Below are 19,980 nucleotides of genomic sequence, written 5' to 3' on the forward strand. Positions count from 1 at the left end.
CCATGCGACGCACGACCCGCAGGGCCGCGGCGGTCACGGCCGTGGCCATGACCCTGCTCACCGCGCCGGGCGCGCTCGCCCAGCCCGCGGGGAGCGGCAGCCCGTCGAGCAGCGCGCCGAGCAGCACCACCAAGAAGGCGCCGAACTCGCAGCCGCCGCCGCTGGACAAGGGCGCGCGACCGGCCGTCGGCGCGGCCAGCCCGGACGTGGACTACAAGCAGCACCTGTCCTGCATCACCTCCAGCACCGGCAACCAGAAGATCGCCGAGAAGCCGTGGGGCCAGATGCAGCTGCGGCTGGAGGAGGCGCACCGCTTCGCCACCGGCAGGGGCATCAAGCTGGCCGTCATCGACACCGGCGTGAACGGCAAGCAGCCCAGGCTGGAGGGCCGGGTCCAGGCGGGCGGCGACTACGTCGGCAAGAACGAGGGCAACGGCGCGGTCGACTGCGACGGCCACGGCACCGAGGTGGCGGGCGTCGCGGCGGCCGGGCGGGACCCGGAGACGGGCTTCGTCGGGGCCGCGCCGGAGGCGCAGATCCTGGCCTACCGGCAGACCAGCGCGCACTACAAGTTCGACGACCCCGCCAAGCAGGACAGCAGGCCCACGGCGGGCAAGGTGGGCACGCTGGCCCGCGCCATCGTGAAGGCCGCCGAGGACGGCGCGGACGTCATCAACATCTCGCTGACCGCGTGCGAGACGCCGAACCCGAACGGCTCCAGCGCCCAGGAGAAGCAGCTCCAGGCCGCGATCGACTGGGCGGTCAACACCAAGGACGCCGTCATCGTCACGGCGGCGGGCAACCTGGTGGCGAGCGACCCGAACAGCAAGTCCAGCGGGTGCGCGAGCCAGAACGACAACGCGGACCCCGAGACGGTCAAGGTCGTCGCCTCGCCGCCCTGGTACGCCGACGACGTGCTGTCGGTGGCGTCCATGAGCCAGCAGGGCGGGGTGTCGTCCTTCTCGGTGTGGGGCCCGTGGGTGAGCGTCGCGGCGCCCGGCGAGGACATCGTCACGCTGGACCCGGCGGGCAGCGGCCTGACCAACGCGACGGTGGACCAGAACGGCCAGGCCGCGCGCATCCAGGGCACCAGCTTCGCCGCGCCGTACGTGGCGGGCGTGGTCGCGATGGTGCGCGAGCGCTTCCCCGAGCTGAACGCGCACCAGGTGATGGACCGGATCAAGTCGACGGCCCAGCACCCCGGCAACCCCGGTGGCAGCGACCACAAGGTGGGCGCGGGCATGGTGAACCCGATCGCCGCGCTGACGGCCGAGCTGCCGCTGGAGCAGGCGGGGGCGAAGCCGGAGAACCCGGAGCAGATCTTCACCGACCTGAACACCGGGGCCCCGCCGAGCAGGACGCCGATGATCGTGGCGCTGGCGGGCACCGGGATCGGGGTGGGGGCGCTGCTGCTGACCCTGTTCGTCGTCCACACGGTGGGCCGGAACCGGGAGCGGAAACCGGTGAAGTCGGCTTTCTGACACGACAGCGGAAAAGGGCCGTCGGGAGGAGTTCCTCCCGACGGCCCTTTTCTCGTGAAGGGGGTTTTTCGTCACGCGCGGTGACCGCGACACCCACTGCTGGCGGTATTGGTCGCCCCAAGGGGTGGAACTTTCCTTCGGCAAGCCGAAGCGATTGTGGTGAATTTTCCCGCAGCGGCCGACACCGCTCCGCCAACCGGGTCAGTCCTCGCCGAGCACCGGCGGCGCGCTCCGCTTCGGCTTCCCGTAGACCTCTTCGATGGTGCCGGTGAGCCGGAACTTGGACTTGTGCTCCTTCTCGCCGCCCTGCTGGCCGCCGGGAGCGCCGCCCACCATGCCGCCGCCCATCATCCCCATGCCGCCCGCGCCGCCCGCCGCACCGGCTCCTCCGCCGCCCGCAGCCGCCGCAGTCCTGGTGGCCGGGCCGCCGCCCTGTTCGGCGACGGCGCTGTAGCCGCCGGGCTGCAGCTGCCCGTGGGAGCCCCCGGAGCCCGGCGCGGGCCCCAGCGGGAGGGAGCCGCCGCCGCCACCGAGGCCGCTCACCGAGCCGCCACCGCCGGAACCGGCGCCCACCGCGCCACCACCGCCGGACGAGGCTTTCCCCGTCCCGGCCTCCGCGACGGGCTCAGCGGGCTCCTCAGCGGCCTTTTCGGCCGCCTTCCCGGTCTCTGCGGCGTCCGGGGCGGTCTTCTTCCCCGCGAGCGTCGACGACGTCCAGTCCTGCTCGGGGAACCGGTGGTCCATCCGCACCTCCGCGAACCCGTCCGCGCCCTCGCCGGACACCGAGTCGCACAGCCGCAGGAACCCCTCCAGCATGTCCCGCACCGACTCGTGCAGCTCGCGGGCCGGGTCGCGCAGCTCCTCCAGGTGCTGGAGCGCCCTGCGGTCCCCGTCCACCGGGAGCGCGGCGGCGGCCGACACCGCCTCCGCCGCGTCGGCGAACAGCGAGGCCATCTCCTCCACGGCCCCGCGCACCCCGTCGGCGGTCGCGTCGAGCGCGTCGCCCATGACGTTCATGGCGTCGGACAGGTCGTGCCCGGCCAGCCCGACCTGCTGCATGTGCCGGACGAACGACTCGGCGTCCGCGCCCTGCCAGGCCGAGTCGAGCTTGCCCAGCGGCTTGGTCAGGTCGCGGGTGACGTGCTCGGCGACGAGCCCGGCACGGCGCCAGCGCTCCGCCTCCGCGTGCAGGTCGGCCCACTGGCCCACGACGGGCTGGAAGTACTCCTCGACCAGGTCGCGCGCGCCGAGCCTGCGGCTGATGCCGGACAGGTAGTCCAGCTCCGGCTCGATCCTCGCGGCGATCTGGTGGCCGTCCTCGCGCGCCATCCCCGGTCCTCCCGCTAGCCCTGCTGCCGCTCGACGGCGCGGAGCATCGCCACCACTTCCTCGTCCTGCCCGCCGTAGCTGTCGGCCACCGCGGCCAGCCCCTCGGCCGCCGAGCCGAGCGTCCCGCAGGCCCGGTCGAGCTGCTGGTTCAGCACCTCGGCGGCGCGCCGGTAGGACTCGGCGCTGCGCAGGGAGCGCCCGAGGTCGCCGAACGCCGTGGTGAGCGTCGGCCCCGAGCGCAGCTCGTCGCGCGCCTTCCCCAGCTCGTCGGCGGCCTCGCCGACCCGCCGCGCGTACAGCTCCAACCAGCGGGCGTCGACCTCGACCTTCCCGCTGCCCCTGCCCACCTGCTCGACCACGTTCGCCCCCAGACCTCCCCCCTCAGACGAACAGGTGGGGTGGGTGGTTCCCCGGAAGCGAGCGAGCGAGCTTCCGGAACCCCAAAAAGGACAACCCACCCCCTCGTGCACACCTCCCCCTGACCACCGCGCCACCGCACGCCCCTCTCCCACCCGCCCCCAACGCACATCGGGCCTGGTTGCCCTTACTCCCCAACACACATCCGCCCCAGCCGCCCCAGCGTCCCCCACCCTCAAGCGCAGGTCAGCCCCATCCCCCGCCCCCAAACACACGTCCGCCCCAGCCGCCCCCGTCCCCAGCGCAGGTCAGCCCAGCGTCCCCCGCCCCAAGCGCAGGTCAGCCCCACCCACTCCCACTCCCACTCCCAAGCCCAAGCCAACCCCAGCCCCCACCCCCGAGCCCAGGTCACCCCCCCCCACCCCGCCCCAAACACACGCCCACCCCGCCCCACCCCACCCCCAAAACAAACATCGGGCCCGGCATCTGCCGGGCCCGACGTCACGCGACTGGTGCGGCCCCCCGGTCGCGCGCTGGTCCGCACCAGCGCGCCCCCGGAGGCCGGGGCGGGGTCAGCCGCCCGCCGCCTGGTTGTTCCCCGGAAGCGTCCCGAGGCTCTTGTCCGTCGGGATGGAGTCCCAGCTCCGCGACGCGTCGTTCCGGTTCATCTGCGGCCCGTTGGGCAGCAGCCGCAGGATCGACTCGGGCCCCGGCGCGAAGCCGTCCTGCCCGAGGCCGAGCGCGGCGGCCGTCGCCGAGTCCGGGACGCCGTACTTCACGCCCCGGCCGGTGATGATGTGGATCGGGCCGCTGCCGAAGTCCTGGGTGGACGTCGCCGAGCGGACCACGGCCGACTTGCCGGAGGCCATGACGAAGTAGTCCACGACCTCGCCGGTCGCGCCGACCTGGTTGATCCGCACCGGCACCGACGTGTTCTGCGTGGGCAGCGACGGCGCGATGGTCACCTGGGTGTGCTGCGACTTGTTGCCCGCGTTCACGTCCTTCGCGCTCCACCCGAGGCAGACCACGACGTTGTTCTGGTTGGGCACCAGGACGTCCGGCACCTCGCTCGGGTAGTCGAGCAGGTCGAGCGGGTTGGCGGGGCGCAGGGACTCGTTGATCTTGGCGATGTCGACCGGCTTGGGGGAGCCCTGCTCGCGGCTCGCCCTGATCAGGTCGCCGGACGCCTTGCTGATCTCCTGCAGGCCGTCCTTGAGCGCCACGTAGAACACCGAGCTCTCACCGGTGCGCTCGACCTCGATGACGTCGCCGACCTTCAGCTTCTCGCCCGTGACGTAGTCGATCGCGGTGCCCTGGCTCTCGATCTTCGGGGCGACGAGCTCCTTCGCCTCGGGGATCGCGTTGAGCAGGCCGACGCTGACCGCCCTGGGCTCCTTGCCGGTCAGGTTCAGCGCGTTGCGCACCTCGGGCTTGGTCAGGTCGACCTTCGCCCGCACGGTGCTGGTGGAGGTGATCTTGGAGTTCACCGGCGCCTTGTAGACCAGGTAGGTCGCCGCGTCGTCCGCGCCCGCCTTGACCAGCAGCGCCTTGTTGCCGTCGAGCAGCGAACCGCCGCCGCTGACGCCCGCGAGGACCGTGGTCTCGAACTTGCCCTTGGACGCGGGGTTGTTGAGCGTGTCGTCCAGGTCGAGCCGGTCGCACACCGACCACTCCGAGCCGATGCGGCCCGCCGGGTCGGCGGGCAGCACGTCCGGCCCGTCCGGGATGCCGGTCAGCCGCCCCTTGGGCAGCTTGGCCAGCGCCTTCTCGCTCACCAGCTTGGGCTCGCCGCCCGCGGCCCCGCCGCCCGTGCTCGCCGCGTCGCCGCCGCCCACGGCCCCCTGGGACTGGTCAGGCGAGGACTGCTGGAACAGCAGCAGCCGCGCGGACGCCAGGTTCGTCATGGGGACCAGGACCTTGGGGTTGTTCTGGACCACGTAGACCTGGCCGGTCTCCTTGCTGATGGCGATCTGCGTCTGGTCGTCGACCTGGGGGTCGGGCGAGAAGAAGCCGTAGACCATGAAGCCGAGGAGGCCGATGACGCCGAGCAGCACCCCGACCGCGGTCGCACGTGAGTGCGTGCGCATCGGGTCGTGCAGCATGACGGCGTCTCGGCGCACCAGGGCTGACTGCATCCGGCGCAGCACGAAGCGGTACGCCTGGACCTGTGACTTGGTGGTGGGTGTTGATGCCATTCTCGGCTCGCTGCTCTCCCAGTCGCGGTACGGTTCTGCACGATAGCCGGAGCAGAGGTAACCCGTACGCGGGATCGTGAAGACCCCACAGGGTGACACTCGAACCGGCATCCTCCTCGCCGCCCGAGGCGCACTGAACACCGAGGGGAAAGAGACCAGATCGGATGTCCGTGACCACTCCTCGCCCTGGACCGGGGCAGGGCCCCGGCCGGGGGCAGCCGCCCAGGCCAGGGATGCCCCGCCCCCCGCAGCCCCCGCCCCAGGGCCGTCCCGGCCCGGCCGGTGGTGGCGCGCAGGCGGTGCCCGCCTCCGCTCTGCGCGCCCGCAGGCGCGCCTCCGGTTCGAGCCTCGGCTCGCTGCCGGTCGCCAACCTGGTCGTCCTCGAGGTCGGCTTCGCCATCGGCCTGCTCCTGCTCGCCATCGGCGCCACCGGGGACGGCATCGACCCGGTCCTGATGTACTCCGCCGGTGGCGTGCTGCTGGTCGCCCTGGTCCTGGCGTTCGCCCGGTCGCGCGGGCGCTGGCTGACCCAGTGGATCGTCCTGGTCGCGCGCTACAACACGCGCTCGCACAGCCGCACCGCCAAGACCGACGCGCCCGCCGAGTCCAAGCCGCAGGCGGAGGAGTCCTCCGTCGTCGGCCCCGAGGACCCGAGGGTCGCGCTGCTGCGCCTGGCCGTGCCGGACCTGGTGATCGCGAAGGGCGTCGACCACGAGCGCAGGCCGCTGGGCCTGGCCTGGCACCAGGGCGCCTGGACCGCCGTGCTGCTGGTCGACCCGACGCCCGGCCTGATCAACCCGGTCGGCAGCGCGCCGAACCTGCCGCTGGGCGCGCTGGTCCCGTGCCTGGAGGACCGCGGCGTGGTGCTGGACGCCATCTCGGTGATCTGGCACTGCTACCCCGGCAGCGCCTCGCTGTCCGCGAACTCGCCCGCGCTGACCTCGTACCTGGAGCTGCTGGGCCCGCTGCCCACCGCGTCCCGGCGCACCACCTGGATCGCCGTGCGGCTGGACCCGAAGCGCTGCGCCGCGGCGATCCGGGAGCGCGGCGGCGGTGTCGTGGGCGCGCACCGCGCCCTCATCGGCGCGCTGTCCCGCGTCCGCAACGCGCTGGAGTCCGTCGGCGTGTCCATCCGGCCGCTGGACGCCGACGAGCTGATCCGCGCGGGCATCTCGGCCGCCGAGCTGACCTCGGTCGCGGGCTCGGCGAACCCGGTGTCGCTGCGCGAGAAGTGGTCGGGCGTCTCGGCGGGCGGCGTCGGCCACTCCAGCTACGCCATCACCGGCTGGCCGTCCAAGGGGATGCGCGCCAACCTGAACGGCCTGACCGGTGTGCGCGCGCTGTCGTCCACGCTGTCCATGTCGATCTCGCCGAGCAGCGAGGAGGGCCGGGTCGGCCTGCGCGGCCTCGTGCGGGTCAGCGCCCGCAACCAGGCGCAGCTCGACACCGCCGACAGCAAGCTCAAGGCGATGTCGGACAAGCTGGACATCACCCTGACCCCGCTGAACGGGATGCAGGCCGCGGGGCTGTCCGCGACCCTCCCGCTGGGGGGCGTCGCGTGACCAACTCCCGACTGCTGGACAACCGGGGCGTCGGCAAGGGCGTCGCGCCCGAGTTCCTGGTGGACCCGAAGCTGCTGGACATCACCAGCCCCTCCGGCGAGCGCGGCGGCATGATCTTCGGCTCCGGCCCGCAGGGCGAGCCGGTGACGGTCTCCGTGCTGCGCAACGCCCCGACCCGCATGGCGATGGTGGGCGGCCTGTACCTGGCGCGGCAGATCGCGCTGCGGGCCGCCGCGACCGGGGCCACCGTGGTGATCGCGACCGGGCGCCCGCGCGCGTGGGCGCCGGTGATCCAGGCGACCGGAGCCAACCCGGAGGACCGGAACTCGCCGGTGCAGCTGCGCAGGCTGAGCCCGGTCGAGCTGCCCCGGCCGTCCGAGGACAGCCCGGTGCTGGTGCTGCACGACGGCGGCCACGTGCCGCAGGAGCTGTTCCCGCCGCGCTCGCCGTGGCAGACGACGATGTACGTGCTGCCCTACCTGCACCCGCAGGCGTCCAGCACGATCGTCAACTCGGAGCTGGTGCTGTTCCAGCGGATGCCGATCCAGCAGGCGCAGCAGGTGTGCCAGACGATGCGCAGGCCGCCGCAGCTGGCGCAGCAGCTGACCACGCTCAAGGACGACCAGGTGATCGCCGCGGGCTTCAACCTGTGGATGCCGCTGCGCCTGGTCACGAACCCGGCCGAGCAGCAGATCCTGGGCGCGGTGCGCCGGGGCGACTGACCCCGCCGCCGATCGCGGCCGACCGCCTCGAAGCGCCCCGGAGCCCAGTGCTCCGGGGCGCTTCCCCTGTGCCGGTCGGGTTCCCCTGGCCGCGCGGTTCCCGAAACGACGGTGTTTCGGTCGTGGAAACGCTGTGACCGCACGAAAGCGGCTTCCCGCAGTCAGCCGGACGCCGGAGAGCGGGCATTAGCCTGACTTCCCCTCCGGGTCCTTGCGCGGCTCTCCCCCCGCCGGCTACGAACTAACGGATCGTGCCCGGCCGGTTGCGCTCCGGCAGTGGCCAGGGCACGCCCGGCGAGAGGGGAAACCGGCATGGACGTTCGCGGGACAGCGGTCAGACGGGCGGTCGGGATCGGGCTGGCCTCGGCGACGGCGTGGGCGGTCGCGGCGGCGCTGGTGGCGGCGCCCGCCTCGGCGGCCGGGGGCGACCTGCGGGGGCTGGGCGCGGAGAACGCCATCGCGGACAGCTACATCGTGGTGCTGAAGGGCGACGCCGGGGTCGCCGCGAGCACCTTGGGCGGCAAGTACGGCGCGCGGGTCGAGCGGACCTACCGCAGTGCCCTGAAGGGCTTCTCCGCGCGGATGAGCGAGAAGCAGGCGCGGGAGCTGGCCGCCGACCCGGCGGTCGACTACGTCGAGCAGGACGCGGTCGTGCGGGTCGCCGACACGCAGTCCCCGGTGCCCTCGTGGGGCGTCGACCGGGTCGACCAGGGGCCGCTGCCGCTGGACGGCTCGTACACCTACCCGAACGGCGGCGAGGGCGTCACCGCGTACGTCATCGACACCGGCATCCGCTTCTCGCACAACGACTTCGGCGGCCGGGCCACCTCCGGCAGGGACACCGTCGACAACGACGACGACGCCTCGGACTGCGACGGCCACGGCACGCACGTGTCCGGCACGATCGGCGGCGCCGCGCACGGCGTGGCCAAGCGGGTGTCGCTGGTCGGCGTGCGGGTGCTGGACTGCGCGGGCGAGGGCACCTGGGCGCAGGTCATCGCCGGCGTGGACTGGGTGACCGCGAACGCGGTGAAGCCCGCCGTGGCCAACATGAGCCTGGGCGGCGGGGCCAACGACGCGCTGGACCAGGCGGTGCGCGGCTCCATCGCCTCCGGCGTGGTCTACGCGCTGGCGGCGGGCAACAACTACGGCGGCGACGCCTGCACCCGCTCGCCCGCCCGCACCCCCGAGGCCATCACGGTCGGCTCGACGGCCCGCACCGACGCCCGCTCCGACTTCTCCAACATCGGGACCTGTCTGGACGTCTACGCGCCCGGCACGGACATCACCTCGGCCTGGCTGACCAACGACACGGCCACCAACACCATCAGCGGCACCTCCATGGCCACCCCGCACGTCGCGGGCGCGGTCGCGGTCTACCTGGCCGCGAACCAGACGGCGACGCCGCAGCAGGTCCGCGACGCGCTGGTCGAGGCCGCCACGCCGGGCCTGGTCACCAACCCCGGAGCCGGGTCGCCGAACAAGCTGCTCAGGGTCATCGGCGAGCCCGCCGTGCCGCCGACCGGCTGCCGCGGCGTGGTGAACGACGAGGACGTCGCCGTGCCGGACCTGGGCTCGGCCACCAGCTCGATCACCATCAGCGGCTGCGCCGGGAGGGCGGGCGCGAGCTCGTCGGTCGACGTGCGGGTGAAGCACACCTACCGGGGCGACCTGTCGCTGGACCTGATCACGCCGTCCGGGGTGGTGCAGCAGCTGAAGGTGCACTCCAGCGCGGACAGCGCGGACGACCTGACCGCGACCTACCGGCTGAACCTGTCCTCGGAGACCGCGAACGGCACCTGGCAGCTGCGGGCTCGGGACCACTTCCCGCAGGACACCGGGTTCATCGACGGGTGGACGCTGAACCTGTAGCCAACGCTGGTTGAGCGACTCCGGGGGGCGGGTCGCGGAGCGGCCCGCAGGCGGCCGGGAGGGTCGCCGTCTGAAGCGTGACGACCCGCTGAAAGCGACTGCCCTCGGGGGCGGGACGGACCGCTGCAGTCGCGCGCCGTCCCGCCCCCGGAGTCGCTCCAAAAGACCTCAACCAGCGGTCGCTACTCGCACGTTCCTGGTGATCTCCGCCCGAGCCGCCAGGTCCTCGTCGGCCGGGTAGTCCACCCGCACCAGGGACAGCCCGTGCGGCGGGGCCACGGTCACCTCGCTGGAGCGGCTGTGCAGCGACAGCAGCGACGCGGGCCACTCCACCGGCTTGCGCCCCTCGCCCACCGCGAGCAGGGCCCCCACCAGGCTCCGCACCATCGAGTGGCAGAAGGCGTCCGCCGAGACGAACGCGGTCAGCAGGTCGCCCTCGCGCACCCACTCCAGCCGCTGGAGCTCCCGGATCGTCGTGGCGCCCTCCCTGCGGCGGCAGTAGGCGCAGAAGTCCCGCTCCCCCAGCATGAGCCCGGACGCGGCGTTCATCGCCGCCACGTCGAGCTGACGGGGCCAGGCGAGGGTGTCCAGCCGCCGCAGCGGGTGCGCGCCGAACGGCGCGTCGGTCACCCGGTACTCGTAGTGCCGCCGCAGCGCCGCGAAGCGGGCGTCGAAGGCGGCGGGCACGACCCGCGCCGAGAACACCCGGACGTCGGCGGGCAGCGCGCGGGCCAGCCGCTTGGGCAGCCCGGCCACGTCGATGGCCTCCGGCAGGTCGACGTGCGCGACCTGCCCGGCCGCGTGCACGCCCGCGTCGGTGCGCCCGGCCACGGTCAGCACGACGTCCTCGCGCAGCACCGTGGACAGGGTGTCCTCCAGCACCCCGCAGACCGTGCGGCGGTTCGGCTGGCGGGCCCAGCCGGAGAACTCGGTGCCGTCGTACGCCAGGTCCAGCCGGACGCGGACCCGGCCGGAGCCGTCCCCGGAGCCGTCCCCACCACTGCCCGGAACACCGGCGAGCCCGCCGCCCCCGGTGGGGGCGACGGGCTCGCGGGTGGTGCTGGAGTCGCTCAGGACTCGTCCTTCTTGTCCTCGGCCTTGGCCGCGGCGGGCTCCTCGGACTTGGCCGCGGCGCCCTCGGCGGGCTCCTCGGACGCGTCCTTGGTGGCGGACTCGGGGGCCTCGGCGTCCTGGTCGACGGCCTTGGTCTCCTCGACCTTGGTCTCCTCGGCGGGAGCCTCGGTCTTGGCCTCGTCCTTGGCGAACTTGGTGCTCCGCGCCTTCTCGGCCTCGGAGGTCACCGTCTTCTGCTGCACCAGCTCGATGACGGCCATGGGGGCGTTGTCGCCCTTGCGGTTCAGCGTCTTCGTGATGCGGGTGTAGCCGCCGGTGCGGTCCGCGAAGAACGGACCGATCTCGGCCACCAGCTTGTGGACGATGTCCTTGTCGCGGATCACCTTCATGATCTCGCGACGGTTGTGCAGGTCACCGACCTTGGCCTTGGTGATCAGCTTCTCGGCGTACGGGCGCAGCCGCTTGGCCTTCGCCTCGGTCGTGGTGATGCGACCGTGGGTGAACAGCGACGTGGCCAGGTTGGCCAGCATGAGCCGCTCGTGGGCCGGCGAGCCACCGAGACGGGGTCCCTTGGTGGGGGTGGGCATCGAATTGCTCCTCGGATTTCTTTCTGATCCTCTGCTCCGGCCCGGCCGCTAAGCGGCCTCAGAGCTGCTCGGTCTCCGCGTAGTCCTGGCCGTCGTCGTGGGAGTCCACGGACGAGTCCGCGCCCCACCCCTCAGCGGGGTAGTCGGACGCGGCGGCCGAGGGGTCGAACCCGGGAGGGCTGTCCTTCAGCGCGAGGCCCAAGCCGACGAGCTTCATCTTGACCTCGTCGATGGACTTCGCGCCGAAGTTGCGGATGTCCAGCAGGTCCGCCTCGCTGCGCGAGACGAGCTCGCCCACCGTGTGGATGCCCTCGCGCTTGAGGCAGTTGTAGGACCGGACGGTGAGGTCCAGGTCCTCGATCGGCATCGCGAACGCCGCGATGGTGTCCGCCTCGGCGGGCGAGGGCCCGATCTCGATGCCCTCGGCGTCGACGTTCAGCTCGCGAGCGAGGCCGAACAGCTCCACCAGGGTCTTGCCCGCCGACGCCACGGCGTCGCGCGGCGTGATGGAGGGCTTGCTCTCGACGTCGAGGATCAGCTTGTCGAAGTCGGTCCGCTGCTCGACACGGGTGGCCTCGACCTTGTAGGTCACCTTCATGACGGGCGAGTAGATCGAGTCGACGGGGATGCGGCCGATCTCGGCACCGGCCTGCTTGTTCTGGACGGCGGGGACGTAGCCGCGACCGCGCTCGACGACGAGCTCGATCTCCAGCTTGCCCTTGCCGTTCAGGGTGGCGATGTGCAGGTCGGGGTTGTGCACGGTCACACCGGCCGGGGGCACGATGTCACCGGCGGTCACCGCGCCCGGCCCCTGCTTGCGCAGGTACATGGTCACCGGCTCGTCCTCCTCGGAGCTGACGACCAGCTCCTTGAGGTTGAGGATGATGTCGGTGACGTCCTCCTTCACACCGGGCACGGTGGTGAACTCGTGCAGCACGCCGTCGATGCGGATGCTGGTCACGGCCGCGCCGGGGATGGAGGACAGCAGGGTGCGGCGGATGGAGTTGCCGAGGGTGTAGCCGAAACCCGGCTCCAGCGGCTCGATGACGAACCGGGAGCGGGTCTCGCTGACCGCTTCCTCGCTGAGCGAGGGGCGCTGGGAAATCAGCACTGGGTTCTTCCTCTCTGAACCCGGCGACCGCTATTTGACGCCGGGAGAGCCAGTCGCGGAGACCGGCAAACGCGTTCGGCACACCATTTAGTGCCGTCGCGGGACCCGACTGGAGGGCGACCCGTCGGGCCGCCCTCCAGGAGGATCACTTCGAGTAGAGCTCGACGATCAGCTGCTCGGTGACGGGCGTGTCGATCTGCGCCCGCTCCGGGAGCTGGTGCACCAGGATCCGCAGGTTCGACGGGACGACCTGCAGCCACGCCGGCACCGGACGGTCGCCGAAGGACGCGCGCGCGGCCTCGAAGGGCAGCAGCGGCAGCGACTTGGGCTTGACGTCGATGATGTCGAACTTCGACACCTGGTAGCTCGGGATGTTCACCTTGTGGCCGTTGACCAGGAAGTGACCGTGGCTGACCAGCTGGCGGGCCTGGCGACGGGTGCGGGCCAGACCGGCGCGGTACACCACGTTGTCCAGGCGCGACTCGAGGATCTGCAGCAGGTTCTCACCGGTCTTGCCGGTGCGGCGAACCGCTTCCTTGTAGTAGCGGACGAACTGCTTCTCAAGGATGCCGTACGTGTAGCGAGCCTTCTGCTTCTCCTGCAGCTGCAGGAGGTACTCGGACTCCTTGATGCGGCCTCGGCCGTGCTGGCCGGGCGGGTAGGGGCGGCGCTCGAACGCCTGGTCCCCACCGATGAGGTCGACCTTGAGGCGACGCGAGATGCGCGTGGCCGGTCCGGTGTAGCGAGCCATGAGTGCTTACTCCTCCCCGTGCCTCAGACCCGGCGCCGCTTGGGCGGGCGGCAGCCGTTGTGGGGCTGCGGGGTCACGTCCTGGATGGTGCCGACCTCGAGGCCGGCGGCCTGCAGCGAACGGATCGCGGTCTCGCGGCCGGAGCCGGGACCCTTCACGAACACGTCCACCTTGCGCATGCCGTGCTCGGCGGCCTTGCGCGCGGCGTTCTCCGCGGCCATCTGCGCGGCGAAGGGCGTCGACTTGCGCGAGCCCTTGAAGCCGACGTGGCCCGCGGAAGCCCAGCTGATCACGTTGCCCAGCGGGTCCGTGATGGACACGATGGTGTTGTTGAACGTGCTCTTGATGTGGGCCTGGCCGTGCGAGACGTTCTTCTTTTCCTTGCGCCGGACCTTCTTGACCCCGGCGCCCTGACGGGTCTTGGGTGGCATTCTGGGTGATCTCCTACTTCAGGGTCCGCGAGGTTACTTCTTGCCGGCCTTCTTCTTGCCCGCAACGGTCTTCTTCGGACCCTTGCGAGTGCGCGCGTTCGTCTTGGTGCGCTGCCCGCGGACGGGCAGGTTGCGACGGTGGCGCAGGCCTTCGTAGCAGCCGATCTCCATCTTGCGACGGATGTCGGCCTGGATCTCGCGGCGGAGATCACCCTCAAGCTTGAAGTGCTCTTCGATGTAGTCCCGCAGCTTGGCGAGGTCGTCGTCACCGAGGTCCTTCACCCGGACGTCCGGGGAGATCTCGGTGGCCTTCAGCAGCTCCTTGGAGCGCGTGCGACCAATGCCGAAGATGTAGGTGAGCGCGATCTCCAACCGCTTTTCGCGGGGGAGGTCGACGCCAGCGAGTCGTGCCATTCGGCGCTTGCTCCTAACAGTGGTGTCGCTCCAGGTTTGCTCCTCGCCCGTTCCCGGGACTGACTCGCTGCGTCAGTTCCGCCCGCTCTCGCGGGCGGCGTCCCGGCCCCGGCCTGGAGTCCGGGGGTGTGCCCACGCCCCTGTGTCAGGGGTGTGGGCAGGTGCGAAGAGGCTTGCTTGTCTTTGGCGTCGTGGCGAACGACGACAGCGGGTGCTGCTCAGCCCTGGCGCTGCTTGTGGCGCAGGTTCTCGCAGATCACCATGACCCGGCCGTGACGGCGGATCACCTTGCACTTGTCGCAGATCTTCTTGACGCTCGGCTGAACCTTCACGCCTGAGCTCTCCTGCTTGTGGCCGAGTGCCCGTGACCGGGCACCGGAGGTCACTTGTAGCGGTAGACGATGCGCCCTCGGGACAGGTCGTAGGGCGAGAGCTCCACGACAACCCGGTCCTCGGGGAGGATTCGGATGTAGTGCTGACGCATCTTGCCGCTGATGTGCGCCAGGACCTTGTGCCCGTTCTCCAACTCGACTCGGAACATCGCGTTGGGAAGCGGCTCGACTACGCGGCCCTCGACCTCAATGGCCCCGTCCTTCTTGCCCATGTCCTCCGCGTTTCGTGACGGTGGGTACTTCCGGATTAGGGCACGCACGACCCCGAGTCCGTCTAGGCCCTTGCGAACCTGCTGCCTGCCGGGGTCTGACGACCTCCACGGGCATGGCGGAACCGGCGCGACGTGTGCGCCACCGCCCCATACTACGCGCCGCCGCCTGAACGCCCAAATCGGGTGACCATGGCCGCCAGGGCGACCCAGATCCACCACGGGTGAGGCATGATCTCCGCCCGCAGCGCGGCGAGGCCCCACACCAGGAAGACGACGACGGCGAGCACGCTCAGCGCGTCGGACAGGTCCCGCGAGTTCCAGGCGTTGACCAGCGCGGCGACCCACTCGGGCCGGTCGGCGGGCGCGCCCTCGGCCCTGGCGGACGCCTCGGCGGACCGGGAACCGGCGGCCTCGGCGGGCGGCGGCCCGGCGGCGGGCAGGTGGTCGGCCGACCGGGGCGCGGACGGGTCCTGCGAGCGCCAGCCGTTGACCAGCGCGGACAGCCACGAGGCCCGCTCGGGGGGCGCGGGCGGGGCCTCCGGGCGCGGCGGCCCGGTCAGCGCGGCGGTCAGCTCGGCGTACGTGCTCGCCGCCCGCACCGCGCCCGAGCGCCGCAGCAGCTCGCCCTCGCTGATCCGCCCCTCGGCGCGGGCCTCGCCCAGCACCTCCAGCGCCTGCGCCTTGTCGCGCTCCTCGGCAGTCACCGCTCCCCCGTCCCTCCGGTCCCCCCGAAGCTACCCGCGCGCCCGCTGCTCGCGGGGGGCGAGCCACCAGAGCGCGCCCAGCGCGGCGCCGAGGGGCGCGGTGAACCACAGGAACCAGGGGTAGTCGAGCCCGTGCCCGTCGATGAAGTCGGAGACGTTGACCAGCAGCCAGACGACGAAGTTCAGCGCGCTCACCGCGAGCCAGATCTGGGTGAGCACCCGCAGCACGCGGTGGTACTTCGAGTCGGGGCGCGCGTACCCGGCGGTCGGCGCGGGCGCCTGCGGCCGGGGGCGGAAGTCGAGCGGCTCGGTGTCCGGCACCGGCAGGTCCGCGATGAGCCGGGCGAGGTCCCCGCGCGTCCTGGCGCGCAGCGCCTCCCCGACCCGCTCGTCGAACTCGGTCACGTCGAGGGAGCCCTCGACGTGGGCGCGCCGGAGGAAGTCCTGGACCTGCTCGCGGTCCTTGTCCGAGACCCTGATGTCCTCGGGCTTCACGGGTTCGATCACACCTCCATGGTGGAGACCCCCGGCCCCGCGCGGTATCCAGGTAGCCCCCGTCCCAGGGGGAAGAAACCCCACCCCCCTTAGCCCGTTGGTGTGACAACGGGACCGTTCGGGCCACGTCCGGGTGAAGCATCCGGTGGAATACCCCTACCGGGACCGCACGCGTCCCGGCGGGAGGTGGGAACCCGTGCTGACCACGGCTCTGCTGCTGGCCGGGATCGCGTCCTGCGCCCTGCTGACCACCGGGCTGGCCGCGCGCCGCTGCCCCGCGGGCTGCGCGCCCGGCGAGTGCGACGCGGCCGGGCACGACGGGGTCTGACCGAGGCCCCGGCCCCGAGCGGGCCGGTCCGGACAGGCCCGGTCCGGCAGGCCCGGAACGCAGGCTCAGAACGCAGAGCGGCCCCCGACCCGGTCGGGTCGGGGGCCGCTCGCACAGCCGGGGTCTCAGCCCTCCTCGGGCGCCGTCAGCACCCAGGGGCCGTCCTCGGTGATGGCCACGCTGTGCTCCCAGTGCGCGGCCTTCGACTTGTCCGCCGTGACGACCGTCCAGCCGTCCGACAGCTCCACCGTCTGGTCCGTGCCCAGGGTCAGCATCGGCTCGATCGCGATCGCCATGCCGGGCTTGAGCCGGGGGCCCTTGCCGGGCTTGCCGTAGTTCGGCAGGAACGGGTCCATGTGCATCTTGGTGCCGATGCCGTGGCCGCCGTAGCCGTCGACGATCCCGTACTCGACGCCGTCGCGCTCGCCCGCGGCGATCGTCTCGGACTCGATGGCGAACGAGACGTCCGACAGCTTCGCGCCCGCCACCGCGGCCTCGATGCCCGCGAGCATCGACGTCCTGGTCGCCTCGGACAGCTTCAGCTCGGCCTCGGTGACCGTCCCGATCGGGACGGTGAGCGCCGAGTCGCCGTGCCAGCCGTCCAGGATCGCGCCGCAGTCGATCGACAGCAGGTCGCCGTCCGCGAGGATCTGGGTGCGGCTGGGGATGCCGTGGACCACCTGCTGGTTGACCGACGCGCAGATGCTCGCCGGGAACCCGTGGTAGCCCTTGAAGCTCGGCACGGCGCCCGCGTCGCGGATGGTCTGCTCGGCGAGCTGGTCCAGCTCGGCCGTGCTGACCCCCGCCTTGGCGTGCGCGGCCATCAGGGTCAGGGCCTTCGCCACGACCAGGCCGGAGGCGCGCATGGCCTCCAGCTGGCCGCGGGTCTTGATCTCGATCATGCGGTCACGACCGCCTGGTGCGATTCGCCGGAGTGCATCGAGCAGTCCACCGGTCACTTCTCGCCGCGCAGCGCGGCCAGCGCCCGCTCGCTGATCTCGGTGACGTCGCCGACCGCGTCGATCGTGACGACGATGCCGGAGTAGTACTCCAGCAGCGGGGCCGTCTCGGTGCGGTAGACCTGCTGGCGGTGCCGGATGACGTCCTCCTTGTCGTCGGCGCGGCCACGGGCGAGCAGCCGCTCGACGACGATCTCCTCGTCGATCCGGAACTCCAGCACGGCGTCCAGCTCGTGCCCCTCGGACGCGAGCAGGGCGCCGAGGACGTCCGCCTGGGCGACGTTGCGCGGGAACCCGTCGAGCAGGAAGCCGTTCGCGGCGTCCGGCTCGGCGAGGCGCTCGCGCACCATCTTGTTCGTCACCTCGTCGGGCACGAGCTCGCCGGCGTCCAGGTACTCCTGGACCTCCTGGCCGAGCGGGGTCTGCTCGCTGATGTGCGCGCGGAACAGGTCCCCCGTGGAGATGTGCGGCACGGCGAGCGCGGCGCTGAGATTCTTGGCCTGCGTGCCCTTGCCCGCTCCGGGCGGGCCGACGAGAACGAGTCGCATCTAGCGGAGGAACCCTTCGTAATTGCGCTGCATGAGCTGGCTCTCGATCTGCTTCACGGTGTCGAGGCCGACACCGACCATGATCAGCACCGCCGTGCCGCCGAGGGGGAAGTTCTGGTTCTGGCCCTCACCGGTCAGGTCGAGGAACAGGTTCGGCAGGATCGCGACGATACCGAGGTACAGCGAGCCGGGCAGCGTGATCCGCCCCAGGACGAAGCGGAGGTACTCGGCGGTGGGGCGGCCCGGCCGGATGCCGGGGATGAACCCACCGAACTTCTTCATCTCGTCGGCGCGCTCGTCCGGGTTGAACGTGATGCCGACGTAGAAGTAGGTGAAGAAGACGATCAGCAGGAAGTACAGCGAGATGTGCACCGGGCTCGACTGGGAGACCAGGTGGGTCGCGACGAAGGTCTGCCACCAGCCGGGCGCCGAGCCGTCGTTGGCGGCGGTCAGGCGCGAGATCAGGTCGGGCAGGTAGAGCAGCGACGAGGCGAAGATGACCGGGATGACGCCGGCCTGGTTGACCTTCAGCGGCAGGTAGGTCGAGGTGCCGCCGTACATCCTGCGGCCGATCATGCGCTTCGCGTACTGGACGGGGATGCGGCGCTGGGCCTGCTCCACGTAGATGACGCTGGCGATGATCAGCAGGGCCGCCACGCAGACCAGCGCGAAGGTCAGGCCGCCGCGGCTCCAGATGACCTGGCCCTCGACCGGGACGCGGGCCGCGATGCCGGTGAAGATCAGCAACGACATGCCGTTGCCGATGCCCTTCTCGGTGATGACCTCGCCGAGCCACATGATGACGCTGGTGCCCGCGGTCATGGTCACGACCATGACGATCAGGGAGAAGATGCTGTCGTCCGGGATGACCGGGACGTCGCAGTTGGCGAACAGCTGACCGCGCACCGCCAGGGCGATGATGCCGGTGGACTGCAGGACCGCGAGCGCGATCGTCAGGTACCGGGTGTACTGGGTCAGCTTGGCCTGGCCGGACTGGCCTTCCTTCTTCAGCTGCTCGAACCGCGGGATGACCACGGTGAGCAGCTGGACGATGATGCTCGCGGTGATGTAGGGCATGATGCCCAGCGCGAAGATCGACAAGTTCAGGAGCGCGCCGCCGCTGAACAGGTTGATCAGGGAGTAGATGCCCTGCTGGTCGACCTGCTCGACGCACTTTTTGACGTTGACGAACGAGACGCCCGGCGCGGGCAGGGTCGCGCCCAACCGGTACACCACGATGATCCCCAGCGTGAAGAGGATCTTCTTGCGTAGGTCCGGCGTCGCGAGAGCCGAGCGGAATGCGCCGAGCACGCGAACCTCCATCAGCGTTGCCGCCCCGCGTGGGTCGGCATCCTGCGGTACCGGCCGTTTTGCCGGCACGGTCTTGTGGGCTCCCGCCGGACAGGGCCGGCGGTGGTGGAAGCGACGGGTAGCCGCGACCGACCCGGAACCATCCGGGTACAGCCCGCGACTTTAACAGCCGCTGGGCAGGTCACCGCATCCAGTCATCCCCCACACTTACTACCCGATCGGCACCGGTGACCGGCAAGCCCCCGAATGGATCAAGTTCGGGGAGCGTAGCCGCTGGTTACGCCCATCGCGAACAGGTTCGCGAAGTGGGACGCCGGACAGGGGTGCCGCAGTCCGCGCGCACCTGCTAACGGCGCAGAAGTCATCCAAATGTCACCCCTGGGAGTGGTGGACGACGATCAGCGGGCGCGAATCCGGCGCCGAGCGGCCCGATCCGGAACGCGAAACGGCCCCCGGAGTCGGAACTCCGGGGGCCGTTCAGCAGTTCAGGCGTCACACGCCCGTGTCTGAGGCGAGGCTCAGAGGACGGTGGTGGTGCCACCGGCGGCGGCGATCTTCTCGACCGCGCTGCCGGAGAACTTGTTGGCGACGACGTCGAGCTTGACGCCGTTGATGTCGCCGTCGCCCAGCACCTTCACCAGCTCGTTCTTGCGAACGAGGCCGGCGTTGATGAGCGCGTCCACGTCGACCCGGCCGCCCTTGGGGAACAGGCGGGCGAGGTCGGCCACGTTCACGACCTGGTACTCGGTGCGGAACGGGTTGCGGAAGCCCTTGAGCTTGGGCAGGCGCATGTGCAGCGGCATCTGGCCACCCTCGAAGCGCGGCGAGACGTTCTTCCGCGCTCCGGTGCCCTTGGTGCCGCGACCGGCGGTCTTGCCCTTGGAGCCCTCACCACGACCCACGCGGGTCTTCTTGGTCTTGGCGCCGGGGGCCGGCCTCAGGTCATGGATCTTGATGGTCACGACTGGACCTCCTCGACGACCACCAGGTGGCGCACGGCGTGGATGAGCCCGCGCACCTGCGGCGTGTCCTCGCGGACCACCGACTGGCGGATCTTGCGCAGCCCCAGGGTCCGCATGGACTCCCGGTGGTTGTGCTTGGTACCGATGGTGCTCTTCACCTGGGTGACCTTGAGCTGTGCCATG

General features: G+C 71.4%; 23 protein-coding genes. 5 read left to right on the forward strand and 18 right to left on the reverse strand.

Translation table 11 applies throughout. From position 1 onward, the window contains the following. The first annotated feature begins 2 nt into the window (after nucleotides 1-2). Nucleotides 3-1,481, forward strand: a complete 1,479-nt coding sequence (mycP, locus tag CNX65_RS32255) for a type VII secretion-associated serine protease mycosin (protein ID WP_096497108.1) — start codon at nucleotides 3-5, stop codon at nucleotides 1,479-1,481. Between the two features lie 201 nt (nucleotides 1,482-1,682). Here the strand turns inward: mycP and CNX65_RS35870 are convergent, their stop codons facing one another. From CNX65_RS35870 to eccB, 3 genes are all read right to left on the reverse strand, one after another. Continuing rightward, on the reverse strand, nucleotides 1,683-2,810 hold the full coding sequence (locus CNX65_RS35870) for a WXG100 family type VII secretion target (protein WP_157767934.1): 1,128 nt from the start codon (nucleotides 2,808-2,810) through the stop codon (nucleotides 1,683-1,685). Between the two features lie 14 nt (nucleotides 2,811-2,824). Further along, complete coding sequence (locus CNX65_RS32265) at nucleotides 2,825-3,169, reverse strand: hypothetical protein (RefSeq protein WP_015805257.1); 345 nt, start codon at nucleotides 3,167-3,169, stop codon at nucleotides 2,825-2,827. Between the two features lie 570 nt (nucleotides 3,170-3,739). Further along, nucleotides 3,740-5,362, reverse strand: a complete 1,623-nt coding sequence (eccB, locus tag CNX65_RS32270; RefSeq protein WP_096497109.1) for a type VII secretion protein EccB — start codon at nucleotides 5,360-5,362, stop codon at nucleotides 3,740-3,742. 233 nt (nucleotides 5,363-5,595) lie between these two features. Between eccB and eccE the strand changes: the two genes are divergently transcribed. The 3 genes from eccE to CNX65_RS32285 all read left to right on the forward strand — a co-directional run bounded on the left by eccE (nucleotide 5,596) and on the right by CNX65_RS32285 (nucleotide 9,518). Continuing rightward, the gene (gene eccE / locus CNX65_RS32275) at nucleotides 5,596-6,924 is read left to right on the forward strand and encodes a type VII secretion protein EccE (RefSeq protein WP_096497110.1); all 1,329 of its coding nucleotides are present in this window, start codon (nucleotides 5,596-5,598) and stop codon (nucleotides 6,922-6,924) included. Then, on the forward strand, nucleotides 6,921-7,646 hold the full coding sequence (locus CNX65_RS32280; protein ID WP_096497111.1) for a hypothetical protein: 726 nt from the start codon (nucleotides 6,921-6,923) through the stop codon (nucleotides 7,644-7,646). Before eccE ends, CNX65_RS32280 begins: the two co-directional genes overlap by 4 nt. Nucleotides 7,647-7,958: 312 nt before the next feature. Further along, on the forward strand, nucleotides 7,959-9,518 hold the full coding sequence (locus CNX65_RS32285) for a S8 family peptidase (protein WP_096497112.1): 1,560 nt from the start codon (nucleotides 7,959-7,961) through the stop codon (nucleotides 9,516-9,518). A 168-nt stretch (nucleotides 9,519-9,686) separates the two neighbouring features. On the opposite strand, the gene truA is transcribed toward CNX65_RS32285, so the two are convergent. The 10 genes from truA to CNX65_RS32335 form a co-directional block, all read right to left on the reverse strand. Beyond that, a complete protein-coding gene (gene truA / locus CNX65_RS32290) occupies nucleotides 9,687-10,592 on the reverse strand; it encodes a tRNA pseudouridine(38-40) synthase TruA (protein ID WP_096497113.1) in 906 nt (301 codons plus the stop codon). Next, complete coding sequence (rplQ, locus tag CNX65_RS32295; protein WP_096497114.1) at nucleotides 10,589-11,179, reverse strand: 50S ribosomal protein L17; 591 nt, start codon at nucleotides 11,177-11,179, stop codon at nucleotides 10,589-10,591. The genes truA and rplQ overlap by 4 nt, the downstream gene beginning before the upstream one ends. Nucleotides 11,180-11,237: 58 nt before the next feature. Beyond that, nucleotides 11,238-12,290 carry a DNA-directed RNA polymerase subunit alpha gene (locus CNX65_RS32300; RefSeq protein WP_015805264.1) on the reverse strand — a complete coding sequence of 351 codons (1,053 nt, stop codon included), beginning with the start codon at nucleotides 12,288-12,290 and terminating at the stop codon, nucleotides 11,238-11,240. Between the two features lie 145 nt (nucleotides 12,291-12,435). Beyond that, a complete protein-coding gene (gene rpsD, locus CNX65_RS32305) occupies nucleotides 12,436-13,041 on the reverse strand; it encodes a 30S ribosomal protein S4 (RefSeq protein ID WP_015805265.1) in 606 nt (201 codons plus the stop codon). Between the two features lie 23 nt (nucleotides 13,042-13,064). Beyond that, on the reverse strand, nucleotides 13,065-13,472 hold the full coding sequence (gene rpsK, locus CNX65_RS32310; RefSeq protein ID WP_096497115.1) for a 30S ribosomal protein S11: 408 nt from the start codon (nucleotides 13,470-13,472) through the stop codon (nucleotides 13,065-13,067). A 33-nt stretch (nucleotides 13,473-13,505) separates the two neighbouring features. Then, on the reverse strand, nucleotides 13,506-13,886 hold the full coding sequence (rpsM, locus tag CNX65_RS32315; protein ID WP_096497116.1) for a 30S ribosomal protein S13: 381 nt from the start codon (nucleotides 13,884-13,886) through the stop codon (nucleotides 13,506-13,508). Nucleotides 13,887-14,104: 218 nt separating this feature from the next. Then, nucleotides 14,105-14,218, reverse strand: coding sequence for a 50S ribosomal protein L36 (gene rpmJ / locus CNX65_RS32320; RefSeq protein ID WP_010148647.1), 114 nt, complete (start codon nucleotides 14,216-14,218; stop codon nucleotides 14,105-14,107). A 50-nt stretch (nucleotides 14,219-14,268) separates the two neighbouring features. Further along, nucleotides 14,269-14,490, reverse strand: a complete 222-nt coding sequence (gene infA / locus CNX65_RS32325) for a translation initiation factor IF-1 (protein WP_005166804.1) — start codon at nucleotides 14,488-14,490, stop codon at nucleotides 14,269-14,271. A 152-nt stretch (nucleotides 14,491-14,642) separates the two neighbouring features. Next, the gene (locus CNX65_RS32330; RefSeq protein WP_096497117.1) at nucleotides 14,643-15,194 is read right to left on the reverse strand and encodes a DUF1707 SHOCT-like domain-containing protein; all 552 of its coding nucleotides are present in this window, start codon (nucleotides 15,192-15,194) and stop codon (nucleotides 14,643-14,645) included. Between the two features lie 30 nt (nucleotides 15,195-15,224). Next, nucleotides 15,225-15,701, reverse strand: a complete 477-nt coding sequence (locus CNX65_RS32335) for a DUF1707 SHOCT-like domain-containing protein (protein WP_157767935.1) — start codon at nucleotides 15,699-15,701, stop codon at nucleotides 15,225-15,227. Nucleotides 15,702-15,885: 184 nt separating this feature from the next. Between CNX65_RS32335 and CNX65_RS38095 the strand changes: the two genes are divergently transcribed. Beyond that, nucleotides 15,886-16,017 carry a hypothetical protein gene (locus CNX65_RS38095; RefSeq protein ID WP_256374185.1) on the forward strand — a complete coding sequence of 44 codons (132 nt, stop codon included), beginning with the start codon at nucleotides 15,886-15,888 and terminating at the stop codon, nucleotides 16,015-16,017. A gap of 125 nt (nucleotides 16,018-16,142) precedes the next feature. On the opposite strand, the gene map is transcribed toward CNX65_RS38095, so the two are convergent. The 5 genes from map to rpmD all read right to left on the reverse strand — a co-directional run bounded on the left by map (nucleotide 16,143) and on the right by rpmD (nucleotide 19,979). Continuing rightward, complete coding sequence (gene map, locus CNX65_RS32340; protein ID WP_096497119.1) at nucleotides 16,143-16,919, reverse strand: type I methionyl aminopeptidase; 777 nt, start codon at nucleotides 16,917-16,919, stop codon at nucleotides 16,143-16,145. 53 nt (nucleotides 16,920-16,972) lie between these two features. Continuing rightward, a complete protein-coding gene (locus CNX65_RS32345) occupies nucleotides 16,973-17,524 on the reverse strand; it encodes an adenylate kinase (RefSeq protein ID WP_096497120.1) in 552 nt (183 codons plus the stop codon). Further along, nucleotides 17,525-18,835, reverse strand: a complete 1,311-nt coding sequence (secY, locus tag CNX65_RS32350) for a preprotein translocase subunit SecY (RefSeq protein WP_096498107.1) — start codon at nucleotides 18,833-18,835, stop codon at nucleotides 17,525-17,527. A gap of 518 nt (nucleotides 18,836-19,353) precedes the next feature. Further along, on the reverse strand, nucleotides 19,354-19,797 hold the full coding sequence (gene rplO / locus CNX65_RS32355) for a 50S ribosomal protein L15 (protein ID WP_096497121.1): 444 nt from the start codon (nucleotides 19,795-19,797) through the stop codon (nucleotides 19,354-19,356). Beyond that, nucleotides 19,794-19,979, reverse strand: a complete 186-nt coding sequence (gene rpmD / locus CNX65_RS32360; RefSeq protein WP_015805275.1) for a 50S ribosomal protein L30 — start codon at nucleotides 19,977-19,979, stop codon at nucleotides 19,794-19,796. The genes rplO and rpmD overlap by 4 nt, the downstream gene beginning before the upstream one ends. Nucleotide 19,980: the final 1 nt, after the last annotated feature.

The organism is Actinosynnema pretiosum (genome assembly GCF_002354875.1).
In the GTDB taxonomy this organism is placed as follows: domain Bacteria; phylum Actinomycetota; class Actinomycetes; order Mycobacteriales; family Pseudonocardiaceae; genus Actinosynnema; species Actinosynnema auranticum.

Bases quoted from the DNA above. Each gene is read 5' to 3' on its own strand.
- rplQ (WP_096497114.1), bottom strand. From the start codon at position 11,179: ATGCCCACCCCCACCAAGGGACCCCGTCTCGGTGGCTCGCCGGCCCAC.
- CNX65_RS35870 (WP_157767934.1), bottom strand. From the start codon at position 2,810: ATGGCGCGCGAGGACGGCCACCAGATCGCCGCGAGGATCGAGCCGGAG.
- rpsM (WP_096497116.1), bottom strand. From the start codon at position 13,886: ATGGCACGACTCGCTGGCGTCGACCTCCCCCGCGAAAAGCGGTTGGAG.
- infA (WP_005166804.1), bottom strand. From the start codon at position 14,490: ATGGGCAAGAAGGACGGGGCCATTGAGGTCGAGGGCCGCGTAGTCGAG.
- rpmD (WP_015805275.1), bottom strand. From the start codon at position 19,979: ATGGCACAGCTCAAGGTCACCCAGGTGAAGAGCACCATCGGTACCAAG.
- map (WP_096497119.1), bottom strand. From the start codon at position 16,919: ATGATCGAGATCAAGACCCGCGGCCAGCTGGAGGCCATGCGCGCCTCC.
- mycP (WP_096497108.1), top strand. From the start codon at position 3: ATGCGACGCACGACCCGCAGGGCCGCGGCGGTCACGGCCGTGGCCATG.
- eccE (WP_096497110.1), top strand. From the start codon at position 5,596: ATGCCCCGCCCCCCGCAGCCCCCGCCCCAGGGCCGTCCCGGCCCGGCC.
- eccB (WP_096497109.1), bottom strand. From the start codon at position 5,362: ATGGCATCAACACCCACCACCAAGTCACAGGTCCAGGCGTACCGCTTC.
- rpsD (WP_015805265.1), bottom strand. From the start codon at position 13,041: ATGGCTCGCTACACCGGACCGGCCACGCGCATCTCGCGTCGCCTCAAG.
- rpsK (WP_096497115.1), bottom strand. From the start codon at position 13,472: ATGCCACCCAAGACCCGTCAGGGCGCCGGGGTCAAGAAGGTCCGGCGC.
- CNX65_RS32285 (WP_096497112.1), top strand. From the start codon at position 7,959: ATGGACGTTCGCGGGACAGCGGTCAGACGGGCGGTCGGGATCGGGCTG.
- CNX65_RS32345 (WP_096497120.1), bottom strand. From the start codon at position 17,524: ATGCGACTCGTTCTCGTCGGCCCGCCCGGAGCGGGCAAGGGCACGCAG.